We start from the raw sequence: 17,330 nt of genomic DNA, 5'->3' as shown, positions 1-17,330 counted from the left end.
GTCAAATCTCCTCATCCTCAAGGGGGTCGTCGGTCGTGTCGCGCCCGCCGGGCGGGGTCAGGCCGTGGCGGTCCAGTTTCGCGCGCAGGCCGACGCGGCTGAGACCCAGCTCGGCGGCGGCCCGCGACTTGTTCCAGCGGTGCCGGGTCAGCGTCTCGCGCAGGATGCGCAGTTCGATCAGATCCAGCCGGTCCTTCAGCGTGCCATCGGCGCACAGCACCGCATCAGCGCGGCGGTCGGCGGGATCATCGCCCGGCGCCTGTTGCAGGATCGGGCGCGAGATCAGATCGGCGCCCAGCACCCGATCCTGCGCCAGGATCAGCATCCGCGTCACTTCATTGGTCAATTCGCGCAGGTTTCCGGGCCAGTCATAGCCCTCCAGAAAATCCAGAGCGGCCGCGTCGAAACCGGCCACCGGCTTGCCGTGGCGGGCCGACAGATCGTCCAGCAGATGCTGCGCCAAAATCGCCACATCACCGCGCCGGGCGCGCAGCGGCGGGACGGCGATTTCGGTTGCGGCCAGGGCATACATCAGATCGGCGCGGAACCGGCCCTCGGCCACGGCGGCGCGCAGATCGCCGCTGGCCCCGGCGATCAGGCGAAGCTGGCTGGCGGTGCTGTCCTGCGCGCCAACCGCGACAAAGGCGCCTTCGGTCAGCAGCCGCAGCAGTTGCAACTGCAATCCCGGCCCGATCTGGTCGATGCCCGACAGATAGAGGGTGCCGCGATCCGCCTTTTGAATCAGCCCGATCCGGGCCACGCCGCCGGGCAGCACACCGCGCCGCGCCCCGAACAGCTCGATCGCCGCCAGATCCTCGGGCAGGCCGGCCAGGGCCAGTTCGTAAAACGGCTTGTCGGACCGCAGCGATCCGTAATGCATCGCCCGCGCCAGTGCCGCCTTGCCGGTCCCCGCCTCGCCGGTCAGCAGCACCGGCACGTCGAAACTGGCGATCTGACGGGCCAGGGCGACCGTGGCGTTCATCGGGCTGGAGGGGCTGCGCAGGATGGTTTCAAACCCCATCCCCTCGCGCAGCGCGCGCCTGCGCTTTTCCACCCGGCTCTCGACCGTCTGGTTGGCAAAGCGCATTTCCAGCGTCAGCCGTTCATTGTCGCGCGCAAGCTGGAACAGCCGCGCGGCATTGCGCACCGCCATCAGCAGGTGGTCGGGATGCCAGGGCTTTGCGATGAACTGGTGTATCCCGGCATCGTTGATCGCCGCGATCATCGCCGCCGGGTCGGTATATCCGGTGATGATGATGCGCACGGTTTCGGGCCAGCGTTCGCGCACCTCGGTCAGGAAATCGACGCCCGACCGGCCCGGCATCCGCTGATCGCAGACCACGACCTGCACCCAGTTGTCGGCCAGGGCCTGCGCGCCCGCCGCCGCATCGGGCGCGGTCAGGATGTCGAAATCATCCTCCAGCGCCATCTTCATCGCCGACAGCGAATGCGGTTCGTCATCGACCAGAAGGACGGCGGGGCGCGGGCTGGCCATCAGCCGACCCGCCGCAGAGTCTTGGCGGCGCGCGCGCGGCCCAGCCAGGCCAGCCAATCCGCCATCCCCTCACCGGTGCGGGCCGACAAGGCGATCACCTCGATCGCCGGGTTTACGCGGCGCAGGTTGGCGACATAGGCATCCAGATCGGCATCGCAATGGGGCGCCAGATCGACCTTGTTCAGGATCGCCAGCCGCGCGGCGGTGAACATGTCGGGGTATTTCAGCGGCTTGTCCTCACCCTCGGTGACCGAGAGGATCGCCACCTTGGCATCCTCACCCAGATCAAAGGCGGCGGGGCAGACCAGATTGCCGACGTTTTCGATGAACAGCAGGCTGGCCGGTTGCAGCGCCAGATCATCCATGGCGTGACCAACCATATGGGCGTCCAGATGGCAGCCCTTGCCGGTGTTGATCTGGATCGCGCGGGCGCCGGTGGCGCGGATGCGGTCGGCATCGTTGCTGGTCTGCTGGTCGCCCTCGATCACCGCCAGCGGCGTGTCGCCAAGCGCCTGAATGGTGCGGCACAGCAAGGTCGTTTTCCCCGATCCGGGCGAGGACACCAGGTTGACCGCCAAGGCCCCAAGCGCCGCCAGCACGCGCCGGTTGCCCGCCGCATAGGCGTCGTTCTTGGCCAGAATGTCGGCCTCGACCGCGATCAGCCGATCCTGCGACATGCCCGCCACGCTGACCCCGGCAGCGCCGGTGCCGAAATGCAGGTGGTCATGGGCATGGCCGTGGTGATGGTCATGGTCGTGGGCGTGGTGATGACCCTGCGAATGCCCCGCCCCCTCGAACTTTGCGCTACCGCAACCGCAAACCGTGCACATCAGACCACCTCCATATCCTTGATCCGCATTTCATCCCCCGCCACCGGCATCAGCCGCCCGCCGCCGCAGCGCGGGCAGGGGTCCAGCCGGGCGGCCAGGTCGACCTCGACCATACAGTCGTAACACAGCGCACGGCCCGGCAGATCAACGATCTCAAGCTGCGCGCCCTCGGCCGGGCTGCCGCGCATTACCACGTCAAAGGCGAAGTGCAGCGCGGGCTTTTCCACCCCGGCAAAGCGGCCGATTTCCAGCCGCAGCACGGTCACGCGGTCAAAGCGGTGCAGTCGGGCCTGATCCTCGACGATGCTGCGGATGCCCTCGACCAGCGACATTTCATGCATGGACGGCACCCGTCAGATGCACCGGCAGGCAGGGGTCGAGGATCGCAAGCGCCAGATCGGCGGCGGCGCGGTCAGGCAGGCCCGACAGCGCGCGTTCGACCAGACCGCCGGGCGCGGTGATGTGATCGGTGGGGGTGATCCGGTCCAGCGCGGTCAGGATGCCCGCCACCTGCGCCGCCCGCAGGTGATAGGCCCCGCGCGCCGCGGGCAGGATCGCCAGCCCCGGCGCAGGCGACCGCGCGGGCGGCAGGTCGCCCGCAAGCACCTTCGCCAGATCGACCAGCCGCCCCATCGCACGCCAGAACAGATCGCGCGGCTGTCCGGCCAGCAGCGGGTGATCCGCGCGCCGCCCGGCCGGGGTGTTTTCACAGGCAGCACGACAGGCAAGCGCGGCGGGCGTGGGGTCGGGCAGGTGCCAGTCGCCCCTTGGCACCGCCGCCCGGATCGCGGCCATCAGCGGCGCGAATCCCTGACCCGAGGTCAGCCAGGCGGCCATCTGACCCGGCGCGGGCAGGTCGATCGCGGCGGGCGGCTTGACCGGCTGGACCGCCAGCCCCAGCAGTCGTGGCCAGATCACCGCCAACCGCGCCATGTGATCGCGGATGATGTCGGCGCGCAGGGCATCGACCGGCGCGGGCAGACCCAGGGCCAGTCGCAGCCCGGTTTCCTGCGCCGCGCCGCACAGGTTGAACAGCCGCGCCAGCATCGGGCCGGCCTGATCAACGGGGCGGCCCAGCAGCAACGCCTCGACCGGAAGGGATCGGCGCAGCGTGATGCGCGCCGGTCCCATCGGCCGCCAATCCAGAGTCAGGCCCCCCAGCGGCGTCATCCGGCATCCTCCCCGGCGGCCCCACGCGACAGCCCGCCGGTCAGCACCGCGCGCCGGGTGGGGGCTTCGGGCAATGCCGCTTCGGCCTCGGCGGGCGGGGCCAGCTCGGCCTCGCGCGCCGCGCGGATGGTGGCGGCGCGGTCGGTGTCCTCATCGCGGTGCGCGGGGTCGAACAGGGCCGCCATCACCGCCCGCGCAACCTCGACCGCCTGCATCTGGCTGGCAAAATCGCCCATCGGTGAAAACAGCGAACAGGCCTTGTAACCGCCTGTCATCGGCCGGGTATTGTGCAGAAACTCATACCGGCCCGAGGGGAAGTCGATCACCTCTTTCGCGCCGGGGGTCAGCGCCGACCAGTCCTCGCCCCCGGCGGGCAGCATCACCAGGTTCATGAACCAGGGCGAGATCAGCACACCCAGCGGGCGGCCCTGATGCAGGGCAAAGGCCACGGCCTCGACATGCAGGGCGGCGTTGACCATCGGCACCTGGCGCATGGTCGAATGCCAGATGTCGCGGAAATCAGCGACCAGGGCGCGGGTGCGGGCGTCGATCGCGGCGGCCTCGGCCAAAGCGGCGGCACCGGGGTCGTCGCGCACCATGAACTGCGCCTTGGGCGCGCCGCAGCCGGGGCAGGACCAATCGCCGGGCAGATCGACAAAGGCGGTGCCGGGCAGCACCTGCCTTGTGTCGTCGCCCTCGGCCGGGTCATAGGGCGTCCAGCAGATCTTGCATTCCAGGATCGCCGCCGGGCTGATCCGGTCATTGGCGCCCAGATACGAGCCTTCAAAGCCTGCGCGGGGGGCGGGGGCGGCGCTCATCGGATAGCCTCGATCACCTGTCGGATGCGGGCGGCGCTGTCGGCCAGATCCTCGGGCGCGGCAAGGGCGACTTCGGGCATCGCCGTCACCTCGAACGTGTCCAGGATCAGGCTGTCCATCGAGTTGAAGAACTGCACCTTCCAGACGTGATCCAGCGCGGTTGCGGTGACGCGGCAATTGCCATAGCCGCGCGACAGGATGGTGGTCGCGCCCTCACCCAGGGCGCGGTCCAGCCAATCCAGATCCTCGGGCGTGTGCGGCAGCAGGGTCAGGTTGACGACATGCGCCATCTTGCCCGGCACCCAGGCCGCCGAAGCATCCGCCAGTTCCGAGATCAGCGCGGGTGCATTGACCACCCCTGCCGGGCGCGCGGCCTGCGCGCCAAGCGCGGGGCGATGCGGCAGATGCGCGCGGCGGGTGGCCAGCGCCGGGGCGGGGGCGACCTCGATCCGGTCGATGCCCGAACCGGCGATCGCCCAGACCCCGGCGAAGACGCTTTCCTGCACGGCAAGCGCGGGCGCGCCCCGGATCTTCATCGCAACTTCGCCCTGGCCCAGCGTTTCGGCCAGCAGGCGGCGCGCGGCGGGCGAAAGGCCGGTCAGATCGAAATCCGCCCCCTGCCCGGTCGCCGCGCAGGCATCGCAGGCATCGGCCACCCGCGCCAGCAGCGCCAGCACCGGGGCGGCGGTCGCGCCGTCATCGACCTCGGGCAGGTGCGGCGCATAGGTGCGCATCCCCGAGGGCATGGCCGTATAGATCAGTTCGTCGTCCTCGGGTTGCGAGCCGGGGCCGAAACCGGCGGGCGGCAGGTGAAAGGTCGCCATGGATCAGGCCCCCAGCAGATGTGGAATGCGGGTCATGTAATCATCCCAGTCGCGGATCTTTTCGATGGCGCCGACAAAGCGGCCATCGCGAAAGAACAGGAAGCCGGGGGTCTTCAGCGCCCGATGCGCGTGGCGCAGGTCGGATTCGATGGCGTCATCGACCAGGGCGCAATCGAAGGCCCCCTGAAAGGCCAGCCGAAGTTCGGGCAGGATGACGGCGGCATCGGCGGTTTCCAGATTGCGCGCCGCATCGCCGGGGATGAACAGGCAATGCGCGCCGGCCCGGTCGGTGAATGCCGCGACCTCAGCCGCATCGGTCAGCCGTGGCCAGCCCAGATCGGATTCCAGCCGCGCGATCAGCGGATGGGGCGGGCGCGGCGCGGTGACGGTGTCGTCGTCATGGGCGTGGGAATGATCGTGCATGGCCTATCCGGTGCTGTGGCCGGCATCCAGCGCGGCCTGAAGATGGGGGGGAAGCTGGGGGCTGCGGGCCTCCAGGTCTGCAAAGGCCGCGCCCGCGTCGCCACCGGCCATGACGGCGGCCAGACCGGCCAGGGCATCACCGATCAGCCGCGCGGTCTGGGCGTCGATCACGCTGCGCGACGCGCCCAGAAAGGTCAGCACCCAGTCACCGGCGCGGGCATCGGGGGTCAGCGACAGGTCGATCAGCGCGCCGTCCTCGGTCTGGCCGGCGATGCCGGTGACCTGGGTCAGCCGCGCGGGAATGCCGATGCACATCAGCCGACCTCGGGCAGAAAGCGGTGATCGCCGATGCGGCAGGCGTCATCGGCGGCGGGGCGGCCGCCCTCATAGGCGGTGCGTGCAAGGCTCGGGTCGGCCAGATCGCCGGTGGCGGTGCGTCCGGGCCGCACGGTGACGCCCCAATCGGCCAGCACCTGCCGGGCGATGTCCAGCGCCGGGGCGATCTGGGCGGCGACGATGGGGCGCAGACTGCCGCCGTAATCCTCCAGCTCTTGCGGCTGGCAGCCGATCAGCACCATGCGGGCGGGGCAATAGCCCATCAGCGTGGCGGTGGCGATCACGTCCTGAAAGCCGGTCTGGTGCAGGCTCATCTTCTTGGCGCCCATGAAGGCCGGCACCTGATCGTCGCGCACCACCTTCAGCGTGCCGGGGGCCAGGCCGTAATCGACCGCATCGAAGACGATCATCGCATCGGCCTGTTCCAGAAACGGCAGCAGATAAAGGCCCTGCGTGCCACCGTCCATGATCCGCACATGATCGGGCAAAGCGACCTGGCCCGCCAGTTCCTCGACGCAGCGGACGCCGAAACCCTCGTCGGCCCACAGCAGATTGCCGATCCCCAGGATCAGGATGTTCGGTCCGGTGTCGGTCATGCCGCCCCTCCCCAGGTAGCTGGAAGGCGGTTGACCGCCTTTGGCTTAAGTCGAGAGTAGGGCTTCCAGTTTGCACCCCGCAATGAAAATGATGGCGGCGGGTGATTTTGGATAATGCGCTGATTTCGCTGTCAATTCAGGCGAAAGCGACAACAAGGACCACCCGAAAACCGAAAAGTAATCTTCCACTTTGCGCGAGAACCGGAAAGCAATCGGGCGCCACAAGGGCGCCCGATTCACCGTCCGGGGAAGGACGATCACTCGGCCCGGTCATCCTTGAAGGTGCGATGACCCGAAATCATCGTCGACACCATCGATTGCCGCGACATGATGTCCTCGCGCACGGCGGCATAGATGTGGATGATCGCAAAGACCACGATCGCCCACATGCCCAGGTGATGCAGCGTGTGCAGGCGTTGGCTGTTCTGCACCAGCCCCAGCACCCAGCCAAAGATCGTGTCGGGCCATGACCCCTGCCCCGCGCCCTCGGCATACAGCGCCCAGCCGGTAACGATCATGAAGCTGAGGCCCACCGTCATGAAGAAGAACATCGCCAGTTGCGCCAGCGGGTTATGGCCGACGTATTTCTTGGGCTGACGCTCAAGGAACAGATACCAGCGCAGTTCGAACATCAGCTCGGCCCACCAGCGACGGTTCAGCAGCGGCAGATAGAACATCTGCCGCGCGTGGTGATTGCCGACAAAGGCCCAGTAGATGCGGCCGAAAAAGCCCACGGTCAGGATCATCGCGGCGGCGAAATGCGCGAACCGGATATAGCCGAAGATGAACTGATGCGTGGCCTCGGTATGACCGACGGTCGGCGGGGGCGATCCGATCAGCCAACCGGTGACACACAGGATCAGGATCGCCGCCGCATTGGTCCAGTGCCACAACCGCACCGGCGCCTCATAGACATAGACCGAGGTGCGCTTGCGGATCGACTGGATGTCCTGGGCGGTGGCGTCGCCGGTCAGGCGCGCGGCCTCAAGCGGCAGGGGCACATCGGGGTTCGGGGTGTGGATGGACTGCGCCATGGCCTAGCCCGCCATCAGCGCAAGGCCGGACAGCGCGATCCCGGCCCCCATCAGGGGCTGCGCCAGCGGCCAGGCCGCGACCCGGCGGGCCAGGGCGATGCCGACCAGATGCAGGCCCGCGGTAGCGATCAGGAATCCCGCCAGATAGGCGGCGGCATTGCCCGTCGCCTCGGTCGCATGGGCGTGGCCATGGGCCGAGGCAAAGGCCGCGATCATCGCAAGCGCGGCCAGCGTCAGCCCGTGCGCCTGCCCCCGGCGCGACACCAAGGTCAGCAGCCCGAAGGCCAGGACCGATGCCAGGATCACCGCCTCGACCGCCGGATAGGCGATGCCCGCCCAGGACATCGCCGCCCCCGCCGCCATCGCGGCCAGAAAGGCCGCCGCCCCCAGCCAAAGACGCTTCGGCAGCACAAAGCCCGACCACAGGCCGACCGCCAGCATCGCCAGCAGGTGATCCGGCCCCAGGATCGGGTGGGTCAGCCCATGCACGAAACCATCGGCATGGCCCACCCCGGTATGCGCAAGCGCCGGGCTGGCGATCAGGGCGGCAAGGGTTGCCATCGGCAGGATTTTCATGGTCGCATCTCCCCTTTTTAGCGGACCTTGACCCGGGTCAGTTCCTGACCGTCGGGCGACATCACATGGGTGGAACAGGCCAGACAGGGGTCGAAACTGTGCAGCGTGCGCAGGATCTCGACCGGCTCGTCAGGGCGTTCCATCTTGGTATCCAGAAGGCTGGCCTCGAAGGCGCCGATATTGCCGGCCGCATCGCGCGGACTGCCGTTCCAGGTGGTCGGCACGACGCATTGGTAATTCTCGATCCGGCCGTCCTTGATCTTGATCCAGTGACCCAAGGCGCCGCGCGGCGCCTCGGTCATGCCGACACCCTTGGCCTCTTTCGGCCAGGTCGAGGGATCCCACTTTTCGACATTGGCGGTGCTTTGATCGCCGTTGCGGATATTGGCGATCAGCTTGTCGAAGAAGTGCTTTTGCAGCCGCCCGCAATATTCGCTTTCCAGCGCCCGCGCCGCCGTGCGCCCCAGGGTCGAGAAGATCGCGTTCAGCGGCAGGTTCATCGTGCGCAACAGGCCATCGACCTGGTTCCTGATGTCCTCATGCCCCTTGGCATAGCCGACGACATAGCGCGCCAGCGGCCCCACCTCCATCGCGTGACCGCGCCAGCGGGGGGCCTTGATCCAGGAATATTTCGCCGCCTCGTCCAGCGCCTCGATATTGGTGCGAGTGCCCTTGGCATTGGGGCCAAGTTCGTATTTCGGCTCGGTCACGCCGTCCCATGGGTGCAGGCCGCGGCCCGGCTCGCCATAGGTATACCAGGAGTGGTCGACGAACTCCTGTACCTGTTCGGGGTCACGCGGGTCGACGTCATGCACCTCGGACAGGTTGCCGTTGATGATCGCACCGCGCGGCAGGTGCAGCTGCTCGGCGCTGAAATCATTGGGATTTTCGGGAATGTCGCCATAGGCCATGCAAGCCTGCGACGACAGCCCGCCGCCATACATCCAGTTGCGATAAAAGCCGCCGATCGCCACCACATCGGGCAGATAGACATTGCGGTTGAACTCGATGCAGCGGTCGATGATCGAGCTGACAAGGTTCAGCCGTTCCATGTTGATCGCGCCGACCGCGCCAACGCCGTCGATATTGATCGGGCAGGGCACGCCGCCGACCAGCCAGTTCGGATGCGGGTTCTTGCCGCCGAAGATGGTGTGGACCTTGACGATTTCCTTTTGCAGGTCCAGCGCCTCAAGATAGTGGGTGGTCGCCATCAGATCGGCTTCGGGCGGCAGCAGATAGGCCGGATTGTCCCAATAGCCGTTCTTGAACAGCCCCAACTGACCGCTTTCGACAAAGGCCTTCAGCCGGTTCTGCACGTCACGGAAATAGCCGGGACTGGACAACGGATGGCTGGGGCTGACCGTCTGCTGCAATTCGCTGGTGGCCTTGGGGTCGGCGCGCAGGGCGTTGACCGGGTTCACCCAATCCAGCGCGTGCAGGTGATAGAAATGCACGATGTGATCGTGGATTTGCAGGTTCAACTGCATCATGTTGCGGATCGAGTTGGCATTGTCGGGGATGCTGATCCCCAACGCATCCTCGACCGCGCGCACGCTGGTCAGCGCGTGGGTGCCGGTGCAGACCCCGCAGATGCGTTCGGTAAAGGCCCAGGCATCGCGCGGGTCGCGGCCTTTCAGGATCACCTCAAGCCCGCGCCACATGGTGCCGGTGCTGACGGCGTTGCGGATGATGCCCTGATCGTCGACGTTCACCTCGCAGCGCATATGGCCTTCGATGCGGGTCACCGGGTCGACGACGATGCGGCGGCCGGAATTGTCCAGGTTGAAGCCGTTGGGGGTTGCGACGACCATCGATCAGGCCTCCTCGTTCTTTTTCTGAGCGCGCTTCAGCGCGGATATGGCGGCATGGACGGCCACCGCGCCGCCGACCGCACCGGCGGCGGCCATGCCGATCGTGTCGGCGTTGGATTCGATGCCGAACGGCTTGATCGTGGTCAGCCGGTCATAGAACGACCCCTGATCCCAGAAACCGTCCTCGGAACAGCCGATGCAGCCATGGCCCGACTGGATCGGGAACGAGGTTCCCTCATTCCAGCGCACGGTCGAACAGGCGTTATAGGTGGTCGGCCCCTTGCAGCCCATTTTATAAAGGCAATAGCCCTTGCGGGCGTTCTCATCGTCCCAGGCCTCGACGAACTGGCCGGCGTCGAAATGCGGGCGGCGATAGCACTTGTCGTGGATACGCTGCGAATAGAACATCGCCGGGCGGCCCTGCCGATCCAGCGTCGGTAGCCGGTCGAAGGTCAGCATATAGGTGATGACGCCGGTCATCACCTCGGCGATGGGCGGGCAGCCGGGCACCTTGATGATCGGCTTGTCGGTGATGACCTTGTGCACCGGCGTCGCGCGCGTCGGGTTCGGCGCCGCCGCCTGCACGCAGCCATAGGAGGCGCAGGCGCCCCAGCTGATGATCGCCTTGGCGTGCTGGGCGGCATGGCGCAACTGTTCGACAAAGGGCTTGCCGCCGACGATGCAGAACATGCCGTCTTCGTTCAGCGGCGGGTTGCCCTCGACCGCCAGGATGTAGTTGCCCTTGTATTTCTCGATCGTGTCTTGTAGCGCGGCCTCGGCCTGATGCCCGGCGGCGGCCATCAGCGTGTCGTCGTAATCAAGGCTGATCATCGACAGCACCACATCCTTGGCCAGCGGATGCGCGGACCGGATGAAACTTTCCGAACAGCAGGTGCATTCAAGGCCATGGACCCAGATCACCGGGGTGCGCGGCTTGGTTTCCATCGCATGTGCGATCTTGGGCACGAAAGCCGGGCCAAGGCCCAGGGCGCTTGCGGTCAGCGCGCAATATTTCATGAAGCTGCGGCGGGTGATCCCCTGCCGGCGCATGACGTCGTAAAAGGTTTCGATCTGGGACAAGGCGCCCTCCCCTGCGTGGCCGCGTTGGTTCAGGACAGACTGGCAGGCGGGATGGGCGCGATGTCAGGAAAAATGCGCACTGCGCGCGATGTCGATTTCGTGTTTGATGACAAGGACTTGATCGCCACCGGGCGGCAACGGCCCGGTCAGCTGCTGACCAGTCGCCCCGCCGACCGGTCAGCCGCTTACCGCCGCGATCACCGCCTGGCCAAGCGCCAGCCCGCCGTCGCCTGCGGGCGTGGTGCGATGGCTGATCACCGGCAGCCCGGCCAGTTCGGCCTGGAACGCGGCCAGCAGCCGGGCGTTCTGGAAGCAGCCCCCTGACAGGACCACGGCGCGCGCCTCGCCCCGTTCCACCAGCCCGCGCGCAACCCCGGCAAAGGCCCGCGCGATGCCCGCATGGAAAGCCCCCGCGATCAGGGACAGATCGCGCCCCGCCGCCAGATCAGCGGCCATGGCGCGCAACATCGGCGCCGGGTCCAGCCCCGGCAGCGGATAGGGCGGGGCGTCGCGCGCCACCGCCTCCAGCCGCATCGCCGCCTCACCCTCATGGCTTTGGCGCAGGCACAGGCCCAGCAGCGCCGCCGCCGCGTCGAACAGCCGCCCCATCGAGCTGGCCATCGGCGCGTTCACCCCGGCGGCGACCGCAGCCCGCAGCGCGGCGACCGGCTGACCAGCCAGCAGCCGGTCGGACAGATCCGCCAGCCCGGCCTGATCCAGCCGCACCAGCAGATTGCGCCACGGGTCACGCGCCGCCAGATCGCCACCCGGCAGCGGTGCGGGGGCCAGATGCGCGATGCGGGTGACGCCGTGGTAATCGCCCAGCAGCACCTCGGCACCCCAGGTCTGGCCGTCGGTCCCCAGACCCGTGCCATCCAGCACGATCGCCGCCACCTGCCCGCCGTCCCGCGCCCAGCCGGCTTCGGCAAGGCACGCCGCCAGATGCGCGTGGTGATGCTGCACCGCGATCAGCGGCAGCCCCATCGCATCTGCCATCGCTTGCCCGGCCTGACTGGCGGCATAGCCGGGGTGCAGGTCGATGGCGATGCGCGCCGGCTGGTGGTCGAACAAGGCGCCCAGATCGGCAATGGCGCGGTGGAACTGATCGCGGTTCAGCGCCCCGTCCAGATCGCCCAGGTGATGCGACAGCATCGCCTGCCCCCGCTTGGTCAGACAGATCGCGCCCTTCATCTGCCCGCCCATCGCCAGCACCTGCGGCGCGCCCTCGAACCCCGGCGGCAGCGGCAGCACCCCCGGCACCCGCCCGCGCGCACGCCGCAGCACCATCGGCGGGGTGGCGCGTTCCACGCTGTCATCCAGCCGCCGGGCAATGTCGCGATCATGCATCAGAAAGCCGTCGACAAAGCCCGCCAGCTTCGCCCGCGCCTCGTCATTGCCGATCACCTGCGGCTCGCCCGACAGATTGCCGCTGGTCATCACCAGCGGACGCCCAACCGCCGCCAGCAACAGATGATGCAGCGGCGTATAAGGCAGCATCCAGCCGACATGGCCCAGCCCCGGCGCGATCCCGGCTGGCGGGTTACAGGCGATCAGCACGATCGGCGCGGCGGGGTCGGCCAGCAGCGCCCACTCCGCCGGACTGGGCGCGCACAGATCCCCGATCATCGCCCGCGTCCCCATGACAGCGAAGGGCTTGGTCGGCCGCCGCTTGCGGTCGCGCAGCCGCGCCACGGCATCGGCATTCAGCGCGTCGCAGCCCAGATGAAACCCGCCCAACCCCTTGATCGCCAGTACCTGCCCCGCCGCCAAGGCCGAAGCCGCCCAAGCCACCGGATCACCCGCGACCTCGCCCGCGCGATCCTCGGCCCACAGACGCGGGCCGCAGGCGGGGCAGGCGATGGGCTGCGCGTGGAATCGCCGGTCGGCCGGATCACCGTATTCCGCGCGGCAGTCATCACACAGACGAAACCGCGCCATGGTGGTGCGCGCCCGATCATAGGGCAGGCCGTTCAGGATCGAAAAGCGCGGCCCACAATGGGTGCAGTTCGTAAAAGCATAGCCCGCGCGCCGACCCGTGCCGAACACCTCATCCCGGCAGGCGTCGCAGGTGGCGGCATCGGGGGTCACGCGGGTCTCGGCCCCCTGCCCGCGACTGGCGCCGATCACGAAGCCCTTCGGCGCAGGCCCGGCCAGATCACCGACCTCGACCGCATCGACCCGCGCCAAAGGCGGCGCGCGGTCGCGCAAACCCACCAGAAAGCCATCCAGATCGCCGCCAAAAGCCTCGATCAGCACGCCTTCGGGATCGTTCAGCACCTGCCCCGCCACGCCGTGATCCCGCGCAAGCTGCCAGACAAAGGGCCGAAAGCCGACGCCCTGCACCTGCCCGCGCACCCTGATCGTCTTGCCCGCCACGCCGCCTTCTTTCTTGCCCAAATACGCCGGGGGTCCGGGGGCAGCGCCCCCGGCGCCCTCCACCTAATGCACCGTGCAGACCATGCAGGGATCGAAACTGCGCACCACATGCTGCACCGCCAGCGGGGTCACTTCACCCTCGGCCACCGGCACGCCGACCAGGGCGGCCTCCAGCGGGCCGGGCACCCCCGCCGCATCGCGCGGGCTGAAGTTCCAGGTCGTCGGCGCGACGATCTGATAGCCCGCGATGCGGCCCCGCTCGATGCGCAGCCAATGGCCCAGGGCGCCGCGCGCGGCCTCGACCAGACCGGCACCGCGCGCCGCAGCGGGCATCCGTGCCTGCACCATATAGCGCGCGCCGGTGTCGATGCGGGCGGCCAGATCCTCGAGGACCGGCTGACTGCGCGCCAGTTCCAGCAGCCGCCCCGCGACCCGCGCCAGCACGCCACCACCCTGCGCCACCAGATCGGCGGCAAGCGGATGGCCATCGATCAGTTGCCGCGCCAAGGCCCCCACCTCGACCGGCTGGCCATCGAGGCGCGGGGCCTTGCACCAACTATAGGCGGCCTCCCGCATTGCCAGATCGGGGTCGGTCTGCCCGTCGAACGGATGCGCCGCGCCGCCCAGCATCCAGGCATGCGACAGGTCTTCGCGGATCGCCCCCTGATCGACCGGCCCGGCCGGGCCGCGATCCCACAGCCCCGCGGCAAAGACCGGGCCTTCGGCCAAGGGATAGGCGCCGAACGACAGATACCGCCCCGCCCCCGCCCCCAGCCGCGCCAGATCCAGCGTGGTGGCGGCCCTGATGAACAGGCCCACATCGCCCGTCTGCCACCGCATCAGTGCCGCCTGACTGTCCAGCGCGGCAAAGGCCTCAAGCGGGGCGCCGAAGACCACCTTTTCCAGACAGCGGCGAAAGCCGCGCAGCGCGGCGATGATGCGCATCTTGTCGCTGGTGCCGGGCGCGCGGGTCACGCCGCCGGGCTGGATCGCCAGCGTATGCGGCCACTTCCCGGCCATCAGCCCCAGGATGTGCATCAGTTCCGCCCGCGCAGCCATCGCCGCGCGCTGCGCGGACCCCTCGGCGGCGGTGAAACGGTCGATCATCGCCCCGTGCCACTCCTGCCCGGCATAGGCGGGGCGCGCGAAATCGGGCATGAAGAACAGGTTGAAATGGAACAGGTGGTCCGAGACATTCTCGACCGCATGGATCAGCGCGATCATCGCGGCGGCCTCGGGTGTCGGCTCGACCCCCATCGCCGCGCCAAGCGCACGGGCGGCGGCGACCGATTGGCTGATCGAACAGATGCCACAGATGCGCGGCACCAGCGTCAGCGCATCCATCGGGTCGCGCCCGGTCAGCATCGGCTCGAACCCGCGATACAGCGGCGCATTCACCCGCGCGGCGCGCACCCGGCCCGCGTCGATGTCCAGCGTCACCTCCAGATCGCCTTCGACCCGGTTGAAGGGACCGACGATCAGCCGCCGGGGTGCGCTTGCGTCCCCGCTCATCGCCGGGCCTTGGGCGGGCTGGGCGGCACGGTGATGCGGTCGGCGACGGCGTTGCGCGCGATCCGCTCGGGCGTCGCCGCCTTCGACAGCGAGGCAAGCGCCATGAACCACGCCTTCGGCATGTCCGAGGGCAGGCCGATCGGAATGCCCGCGATCTTTGGCGTCTCGGCAAAGGGGTGGCGCGGTTCCTCGAACTCGGGCGCGGTGCAGCTGATGCAGGGATACCCGCCCGATGTGCAGGATCCCGCACCGTTCCAGGGCCGGATGTTGCAATCGCCCGCCGCCTGTGTGCCGACACAGCCCAGATGTTCCATCATGCAGCCGATTTCCGACAGCATCCGCGCACTGGCCTTGTATTCATAGAACTCGTTCTTGCTGCATCCGTGATGCACAAGATGCTGCGCAAAGAACAGCGGCCGCGCCAGGGCATCCAGACCGGTGGCATCCAGCGCGCCCTCGGCCAGTTGCATCAGCGTCTCGATCACCCAGCCGGGATGGGTGGGGCAACCCGCGACATTGATCACCGGCAGCCCGCCCGTGGCGCGCCAGCCAGCGGCCAGGATGCCGCCGGGATGCGCCCCCTCATACTGCAAGCCGGCCGCGTCCGACGGGTTGCCGCCCGCCGTCGTCACCCCGCCAAAGGCCGCGCAACTGCCGACCGCCACCACATGCCGGGCGCGCGGCGCAAGCGCCCGAACCCAGTCCAGCATCGACCGCCCGGTGCCTGACAGCATCTGGAACCGCCCGGTGCCCCGCGGCCCGCGCGCCACCGCGCCCTCGACACACAGGATGTCCAGCGCCAGATCGCCGCCCGCGATCCGATCCAGCAGGTCGCGCACCTCATCCCCGGTCTGCGGCGACAGCGCGGGATGCCAGATCAGGTCGATCCCGGCGCGGTCCAGCGCGGTCAGCGCGTCGGGGCTTTCCGCGCACAACAGCGACATCGTGCAGCCACCGCAACCCGCCGCCTGAAGCCAAAGCAGGTTCATGTCGCGCCCCCATCCAGCGTTTCGGCCAACGCCAGATCCAGCGCGAAACAGGCGCCCCGCGGCTGGTCGATCAGGCGCAGTCGCCCGCCATGCTCTTCGACGATCTTGTGGCTGATCGACAGGCCAAGCCCGGTGCCGCGCCCGACCGGCTTGGTGGTGAAGAACGGATCAAAGATCGCGGGCCGCAGCGCTGCCGGAATGCCCGGCCCGTTGTCGGCCACCGTCAACAACGCCCGCCCCGCCTGCGGCTGGTGGTGAATGGTGATCGCGGGATCCGGCGTGCCGTCCAGCGCGTCGATGGCGTTCTGCACCAGGTTCATCACCACCTGCTGCACATGCCCGGCACGGCCCCGCACCATCAGCGGCGCCTCACCCTCGAACCGCACCGGCACCGGCGTCTTGGTGCCGCGCAGCACCCAGTTCGCCGCCACCCGCACCGTCTCGGCCAGGTCAAAGGCGATCATGTCGCCCGCGCCATCGGCGGACAGGCGGCGCAGATCCTCGACGATATCGCGCACCCGCTCGGCCCCGTCGCGCGCCCCGCGCACTGCCTCGCGCAGGTTGCGCAATTCGCGGTCCAGGCGCAGATCCTCACGCAGGGCGATCAGCTCATCGCGTGAGGCGCCGGCCTGCACCCGGTCGAAATAGGTCTCGAACTTCGTGGCATAGCGTTCCAGCGCGTGCGTATTGGCGTAAACAAAGCTGATCGGGTTGTTCAATTCATGCGCGACCCCGGCCAGAAGCCGCCCCAGCGACGCCAGCTTTTCGTTGCGCACAAGCTGCGCCTGCGCCGATTTCAGCTCGGCATGGCTGTGGGCCAGGGCCGTATAGGCGCGGCGCAATTCGCCCACCGGACGGCCCGTCAGCACCAGCCCGGCCACGCGCCCGCGATCATCCAGACGCGGCGCCACGGCCAGGTCCAGCACCTCATCCACCGCATCCAGCCCCGCCTCAAGATGCTGGGGGGCCTTGCTGTGGCCCGCATCGGTCAAAGCCTGCGCCAGGCGCGGCTGATCCTCGGGGCGGAACAGCGTGCTGACGTCCTGCCCCAGCAGGTGATCGCGCGACTGGCCGGTGCGATCGCAGGTCGATACCGAGATGTCCTCGATCCGGCCCGTGCGATTGACGACGATCAGCACGTCCGAGACCGATTGCAGCACCGAATGCAGATGGAACCGCAGCGATTCCAGTTCGGCGTTCTGCGCCTCAAGCTGGTTCTGGTGATCGACCAGATCGGCATAGGTGCGATCCATCGCCGACAGCACATCGCCCCAGGCGGCGTCGGAAAGACCAGGAAGTGAGCCGGGCGCGTTGACCATGCCCCGATGAACGGCGGCGCGGGGGGAACTGTCAAGGGTGGGAAAGGGGTGGTGCCGGTGAAGGGCGCCTTAAGGCAATGATTTGATTTACCATTCCAGCATTGTGCGTATTTTTTGCGGGCGGCGGCATTTTCCTTCTTG

At 68.3% G+C, this 17,330-nt stretch carries 17 protein-coding genes; all 17 read right to left on the bottom strand.

Annotated features, from left to right (window positions below; genetic code table 11):
- Window position 1 precedes the first annotated feature (1 nt).
- The 17 genes from ACEYYA_RS01135 to ACEYYA_RS01055 all read right to left on the bottom strand — a co-directional run bounded on the left by ACEYYA_RS01135 (window position 2) and on the right by ACEYYA_RS01055 (window position 17,189).
- Entirely contained in the window at window positions 2-1,495 is a 1,494-nt protein-coding gene (locus ACEYYA_RS01135; RefSeq protein ID WP_374796711.1) for a sigma-54-dependent transcriptional regulator, read from the bottom strand.
- Entirely contained in the window at window positions 1,495-2,325 is an 831-nt protein-coding gene (gene hypB / locus ACEYYA_RS01130; RefSeq protein WP_374796709.1) for a hydrogenase nickel incorporation protein HypB, read from the bottom strand. The genes ACEYYA_RS01135 and hypB overlap by 1 nt, the downstream gene beginning before the upstream one ends.
- On the bottom strand, window positions 2,325-2,666 hold the full coding sequence (gene hypA / locus ACEYYA_RS01125) for a hydrogenase maturation nickel metallochaperone HypA (protein ID WP_374796707.1): 342 nt from the start codon (window positions 2,664-2,666) through the stop codon (window positions 2,325-2,327). The genes hypB and hypA overlap by 1 nt, the downstream gene beginning before the upstream one ends.
- On the bottom strand, window positions 2,659-3,495 hold the full coding sequence (locus ACEYYA_RS01120; RefSeq protein ID WP_374796705.1) for a HupK protein: 837 nt from the start codon (window positions 3,493-3,495) through the stop codon (window positions 2,659-2,661). The genes hypA and ACEYYA_RS01120 overlap by 8 nt, the downstream gene beginning before the upstream one ends.
- On the bottom strand, window positions 3,492-4,313 hold the full coding sequence (hybE, locus tag ACEYYA_RS01115) for a [NiFe]-hydrogenase assembly chaperone HybE (protein ID WP_374796703.1): 822 nt from the start codon (window positions 4,311-4,313) through the stop codon (window positions 3,492-3,494). The genes ACEYYA_RS01120 and hybE overlap by 4 nt, the downstream gene beginning before the upstream one ends.
- Entirely contained in the window at window positions 4,310-5,137 is an 828-nt protein-coding gene (locus tag ACEYYA_RS01110) for a hydrogenase expression/formation protein (RefSeq protein ID WP_374796701.1), read from the bottom strand. Before ACEYYA_RS01110 ends, hybE begins: the two co-directional genes overlap by 4 nt.
- Before the next feature lie 3 nt (window positions 5,138-5,140).
- On the bottom strand, window positions 5,141-5,560 hold the full coding sequence (locus ACEYYA_RS01105; RefSeq protein ID WP_374796699.1) for a thioredoxin domain-containing protein: 420 nt from the start codon (window positions 5,558-5,560) through the stop codon (window positions 5,141-5,143).
- A 3-nt stretch (window positions 5,561-5,563) separates the two neighbouring features.
- Window positions 5,564-5,875: a HypC/HybG/HupF family hydrogenase formation chaperone gene (locus tag ACEYYA_RS01100; RefSeq protein ID WP_374796697.1), complete on the bottom strand. Its 312-nt coding sequence runs from the start codon at window positions 5,873-5,875 to the stop codon at window positions 5,564-5,566.
- Window positions 5,875-6,492, bottom strand: a complete 618-nt coding sequence (locus ACEYYA_RS01095) for a HyaD/HybD family hydrogenase maturation endopeptidase (RefSeq protein ID WP_374796695.1) — start codon at window positions 6,490-6,492, stop codon at window positions 5,875-5,877. Before ACEYYA_RS01095 ends, ACEYYA_RS01100 begins: the two co-directional genes overlap by 1 nt.
- 257 nt (window positions 6,493-6,749) lie before the next feature.
- Complete coding sequence (cybH, locus tag ACEYYA_RS01090; protein ID WP_374796693.1) at window positions 6,750-7,526, bottom strand: Ni/Fe-hydrogenase, b-type cytochrome subunit; 777 nt, start codon at window positions 7,524-7,526, stop codon at window positions 6,750-6,752.
- A 3-nt stretch (window positions 7,527-7,529) separates the two neighbouring features.
- Entirely contained in the window at window positions 7,530-8,087 is a 558-nt protein-coding gene (locus ACEYYA_RS01085) for a HupE/UreJ family protein (RefSeq protein ID WP_374796691.1), read from the bottom strand.
- Between the two features lie 32 nt (window positions 8,088-8,119).
- A complete protein-coding gene (locus tag ACEYYA_RS01080; protein WP_374796689.1) occupies window positions 8,120-9,913 on the bottom strand; it encodes a nickel-dependent hydrogenase large subunit in 1,794 nt (597 codons plus the stop codon).
- A 3-nt stretch (window positions 9,914-9,916) separates the two neighbouring features.
- A complete protein-coding gene (locus ACEYYA_RS01075; protein ID WP_374796687.1) occupies window positions 9,917-10,993 on the bottom strand; it encodes a hydrogenase small subunit in 1,077 nt (358 codons plus the stop codon).
- Between the two features lie 177 nt (window positions 10,994-11,170).
- Window positions 11,171-13,369, bottom strand: a complete 2,199-nt coding sequence (gene hypF, locus ACEYYA_RS01070; RefSeq protein WP_374796685.1) for a carbamoyltransferase HypF — start codon at window positions 13,367-13,369, stop codon at window positions 11,171-11,173.
- A 63-nt stretch (window positions 13,370-13,432) separates the two neighbouring features.
- Window positions 13,433-14,881 (bottom strand): nickel-dependent hydrogenase large subunit, encoded by a 1,449-nt coding sequence (locus ACEYYA_RS01065; protein WP_374796683.1) that lies wholly within the window; start codon window positions 14,879-14,881, stop codon window positions 13,433-13,435.
- Window positions 14,878-15,870, bottom strand: a complete 993-nt coding sequence (locus ACEYYA_RS01060) for an NADH-quinone oxidoreductase subunit B family protein (protein WP_374796681.1) — start codon at window positions 15,868-15,870, stop codon at window positions 14,878-14,880. Before ACEYYA_RS01060 ends, ACEYYA_RS01065 begins: the two co-directional genes overlap by 4 nt.
- Window positions 15,867-17,189, bottom strand: a complete 1,323-nt coding sequence (locus ACEYYA_RS01055; protein WP_374796679.1) for a PAS domain-containing sensor histidine kinase — start codon at window positions 17,187-17,189, stop codon at window positions 15,867-15,869. The genes ACEYYA_RS01060 and ACEYYA_RS01055 overlap by 4 nt, the downstream gene beginning before the upstream one ends.
- Window positions 17,190-17,330: the final 141 nt, after the last annotated feature.

Origin of the sequence: Paracoccus zhouxuedongae, assembly GCF_041927815.1 — a bacterium.
GTDB lineage: Bacteria > Pseudomonadota > Alphaproteobacteria > Rhodobacterales > Rhodobacteraceae > Paracoccus.
Note: the sequence above shows the minus strand (reverse complement) of the source record. Positions and strands in the feature narration are given on the sequence as shown.

What these genes read in the sequence shown, in the direction of transcription:
- ACEYYA_RS01135 (WP_374796711.1), bottom strand. Translation starts at nt 1,495, where the DNA reads ATGGCCAGCCCGCGCCCCGCCGTCCTTCTGGTCGATGACGAACCGCAT.
- hypB (WP_374796709.1), bottom strand. Translation starts at nt 2,325, where the DNA reads ATGTGCACGGTTTGCGGTTGCGGTAGCGCAAAGTTCGAGGGGGCGGGG.
- hypA (WP_374796707.1), bottom strand. Translation starts at nt 2,666, where the DNA reads ATGCATGAAATGTCGCTGGTCGAGGGCATCCGCAGCATCGTCGAGGAT.
- ACEYYA_RS01120 (WP_374796705.1), bottom strand. Translation starts at nt 3,495, where the DNA reads ATGACGCCGCTGGGGGGCCTGACTCTGGATTGGCGGCCGATGGGACCG.
- hybE (WP_374796703.1), bottom strand. Translation starts at nt 4,313, where the DNA reads ATGAGCGCCGCCCCCGCCCCCCGCGCAGGCTTTGAAGGCTCGTATCTG.
- ACEYYA_RS01110 (WP_374796701.1), bottom strand. Translation starts at nt 5,137, where the DNA reads ATGGCGACCTTTCACCTGCCGCCCGCCGGTTTCGGCCCCGGCTCGCAA.
- ACEYYA_RS01105 (WP_374796699.1), bottom strand. Translation starts at nt 5,560, where the DNA reads ATGCACGATCATTCCCACGCCCATGACGACGACACCGTCACCGCGCCG.
- ACEYYA_RS01100 (WP_374796697.1), bottom strand. Translation starts at nt 5,875, where the DNA reads ATGTGCATCGGCATTCCCGCGCGGCTGACCCAGGTCACCGGCATCGCC.
- ACEYYA_RS01095 (WP_374796695.1), bottom strand. Translation starts at nt 6,492, where the DNA reads ATGACCGACACCGGACCGAACATCCTGATCCTGGGGATCGGCAATCTG.
- cybH (WP_374796693.1), bottom strand. Translation starts at nt 7,526, where the DNA reads ATGGCGCAGTCCATCCACACCCCGAACCCCGATGTGCCCCTGCCGCTT.
- ACEYYA_RS01085 (WP_374796691.1), bottom strand. Translation starts at nt 8,087, where the DNA reads ATGGCAACCCTTGCCGCCCTGATCGCCAGCCCGGCGCTTGCGCATACC.
- ACEYYA_RS01080 (WP_374796689.1), bottom strand. Translation starts at nt 9,913, where the DNA reads ATGGTCGTCGCAACCCCCAACGGCTTCAACCTGGACAATTCCGGCCGC.
- ACEYYA_RS01065 (WP_374796683.1), bottom strand. Translation starts at nt 14,881, where the DNA reads ATGAGCGGGGACGCAAGCGCACCCCGGCGGCTGATCGTCGGTCCCTTC.
- ACEYYA_RS01060 (WP_374796681.1), bottom strand. Translation starts at nt 15,870, where the DNA reads ATGAACCTGCTTTGGCTTCAGGCGGCGGGTTGCGGTGGCTGCACGATG.
- ACEYYA_RS01055 (WP_374796679.1), bottom strand. Translation starts at nt 17,189, where the DNA reads ATGGTCAACGCGCCCGGCTCACTTCCTGGTCTTTCCGACGCCGCCTGG.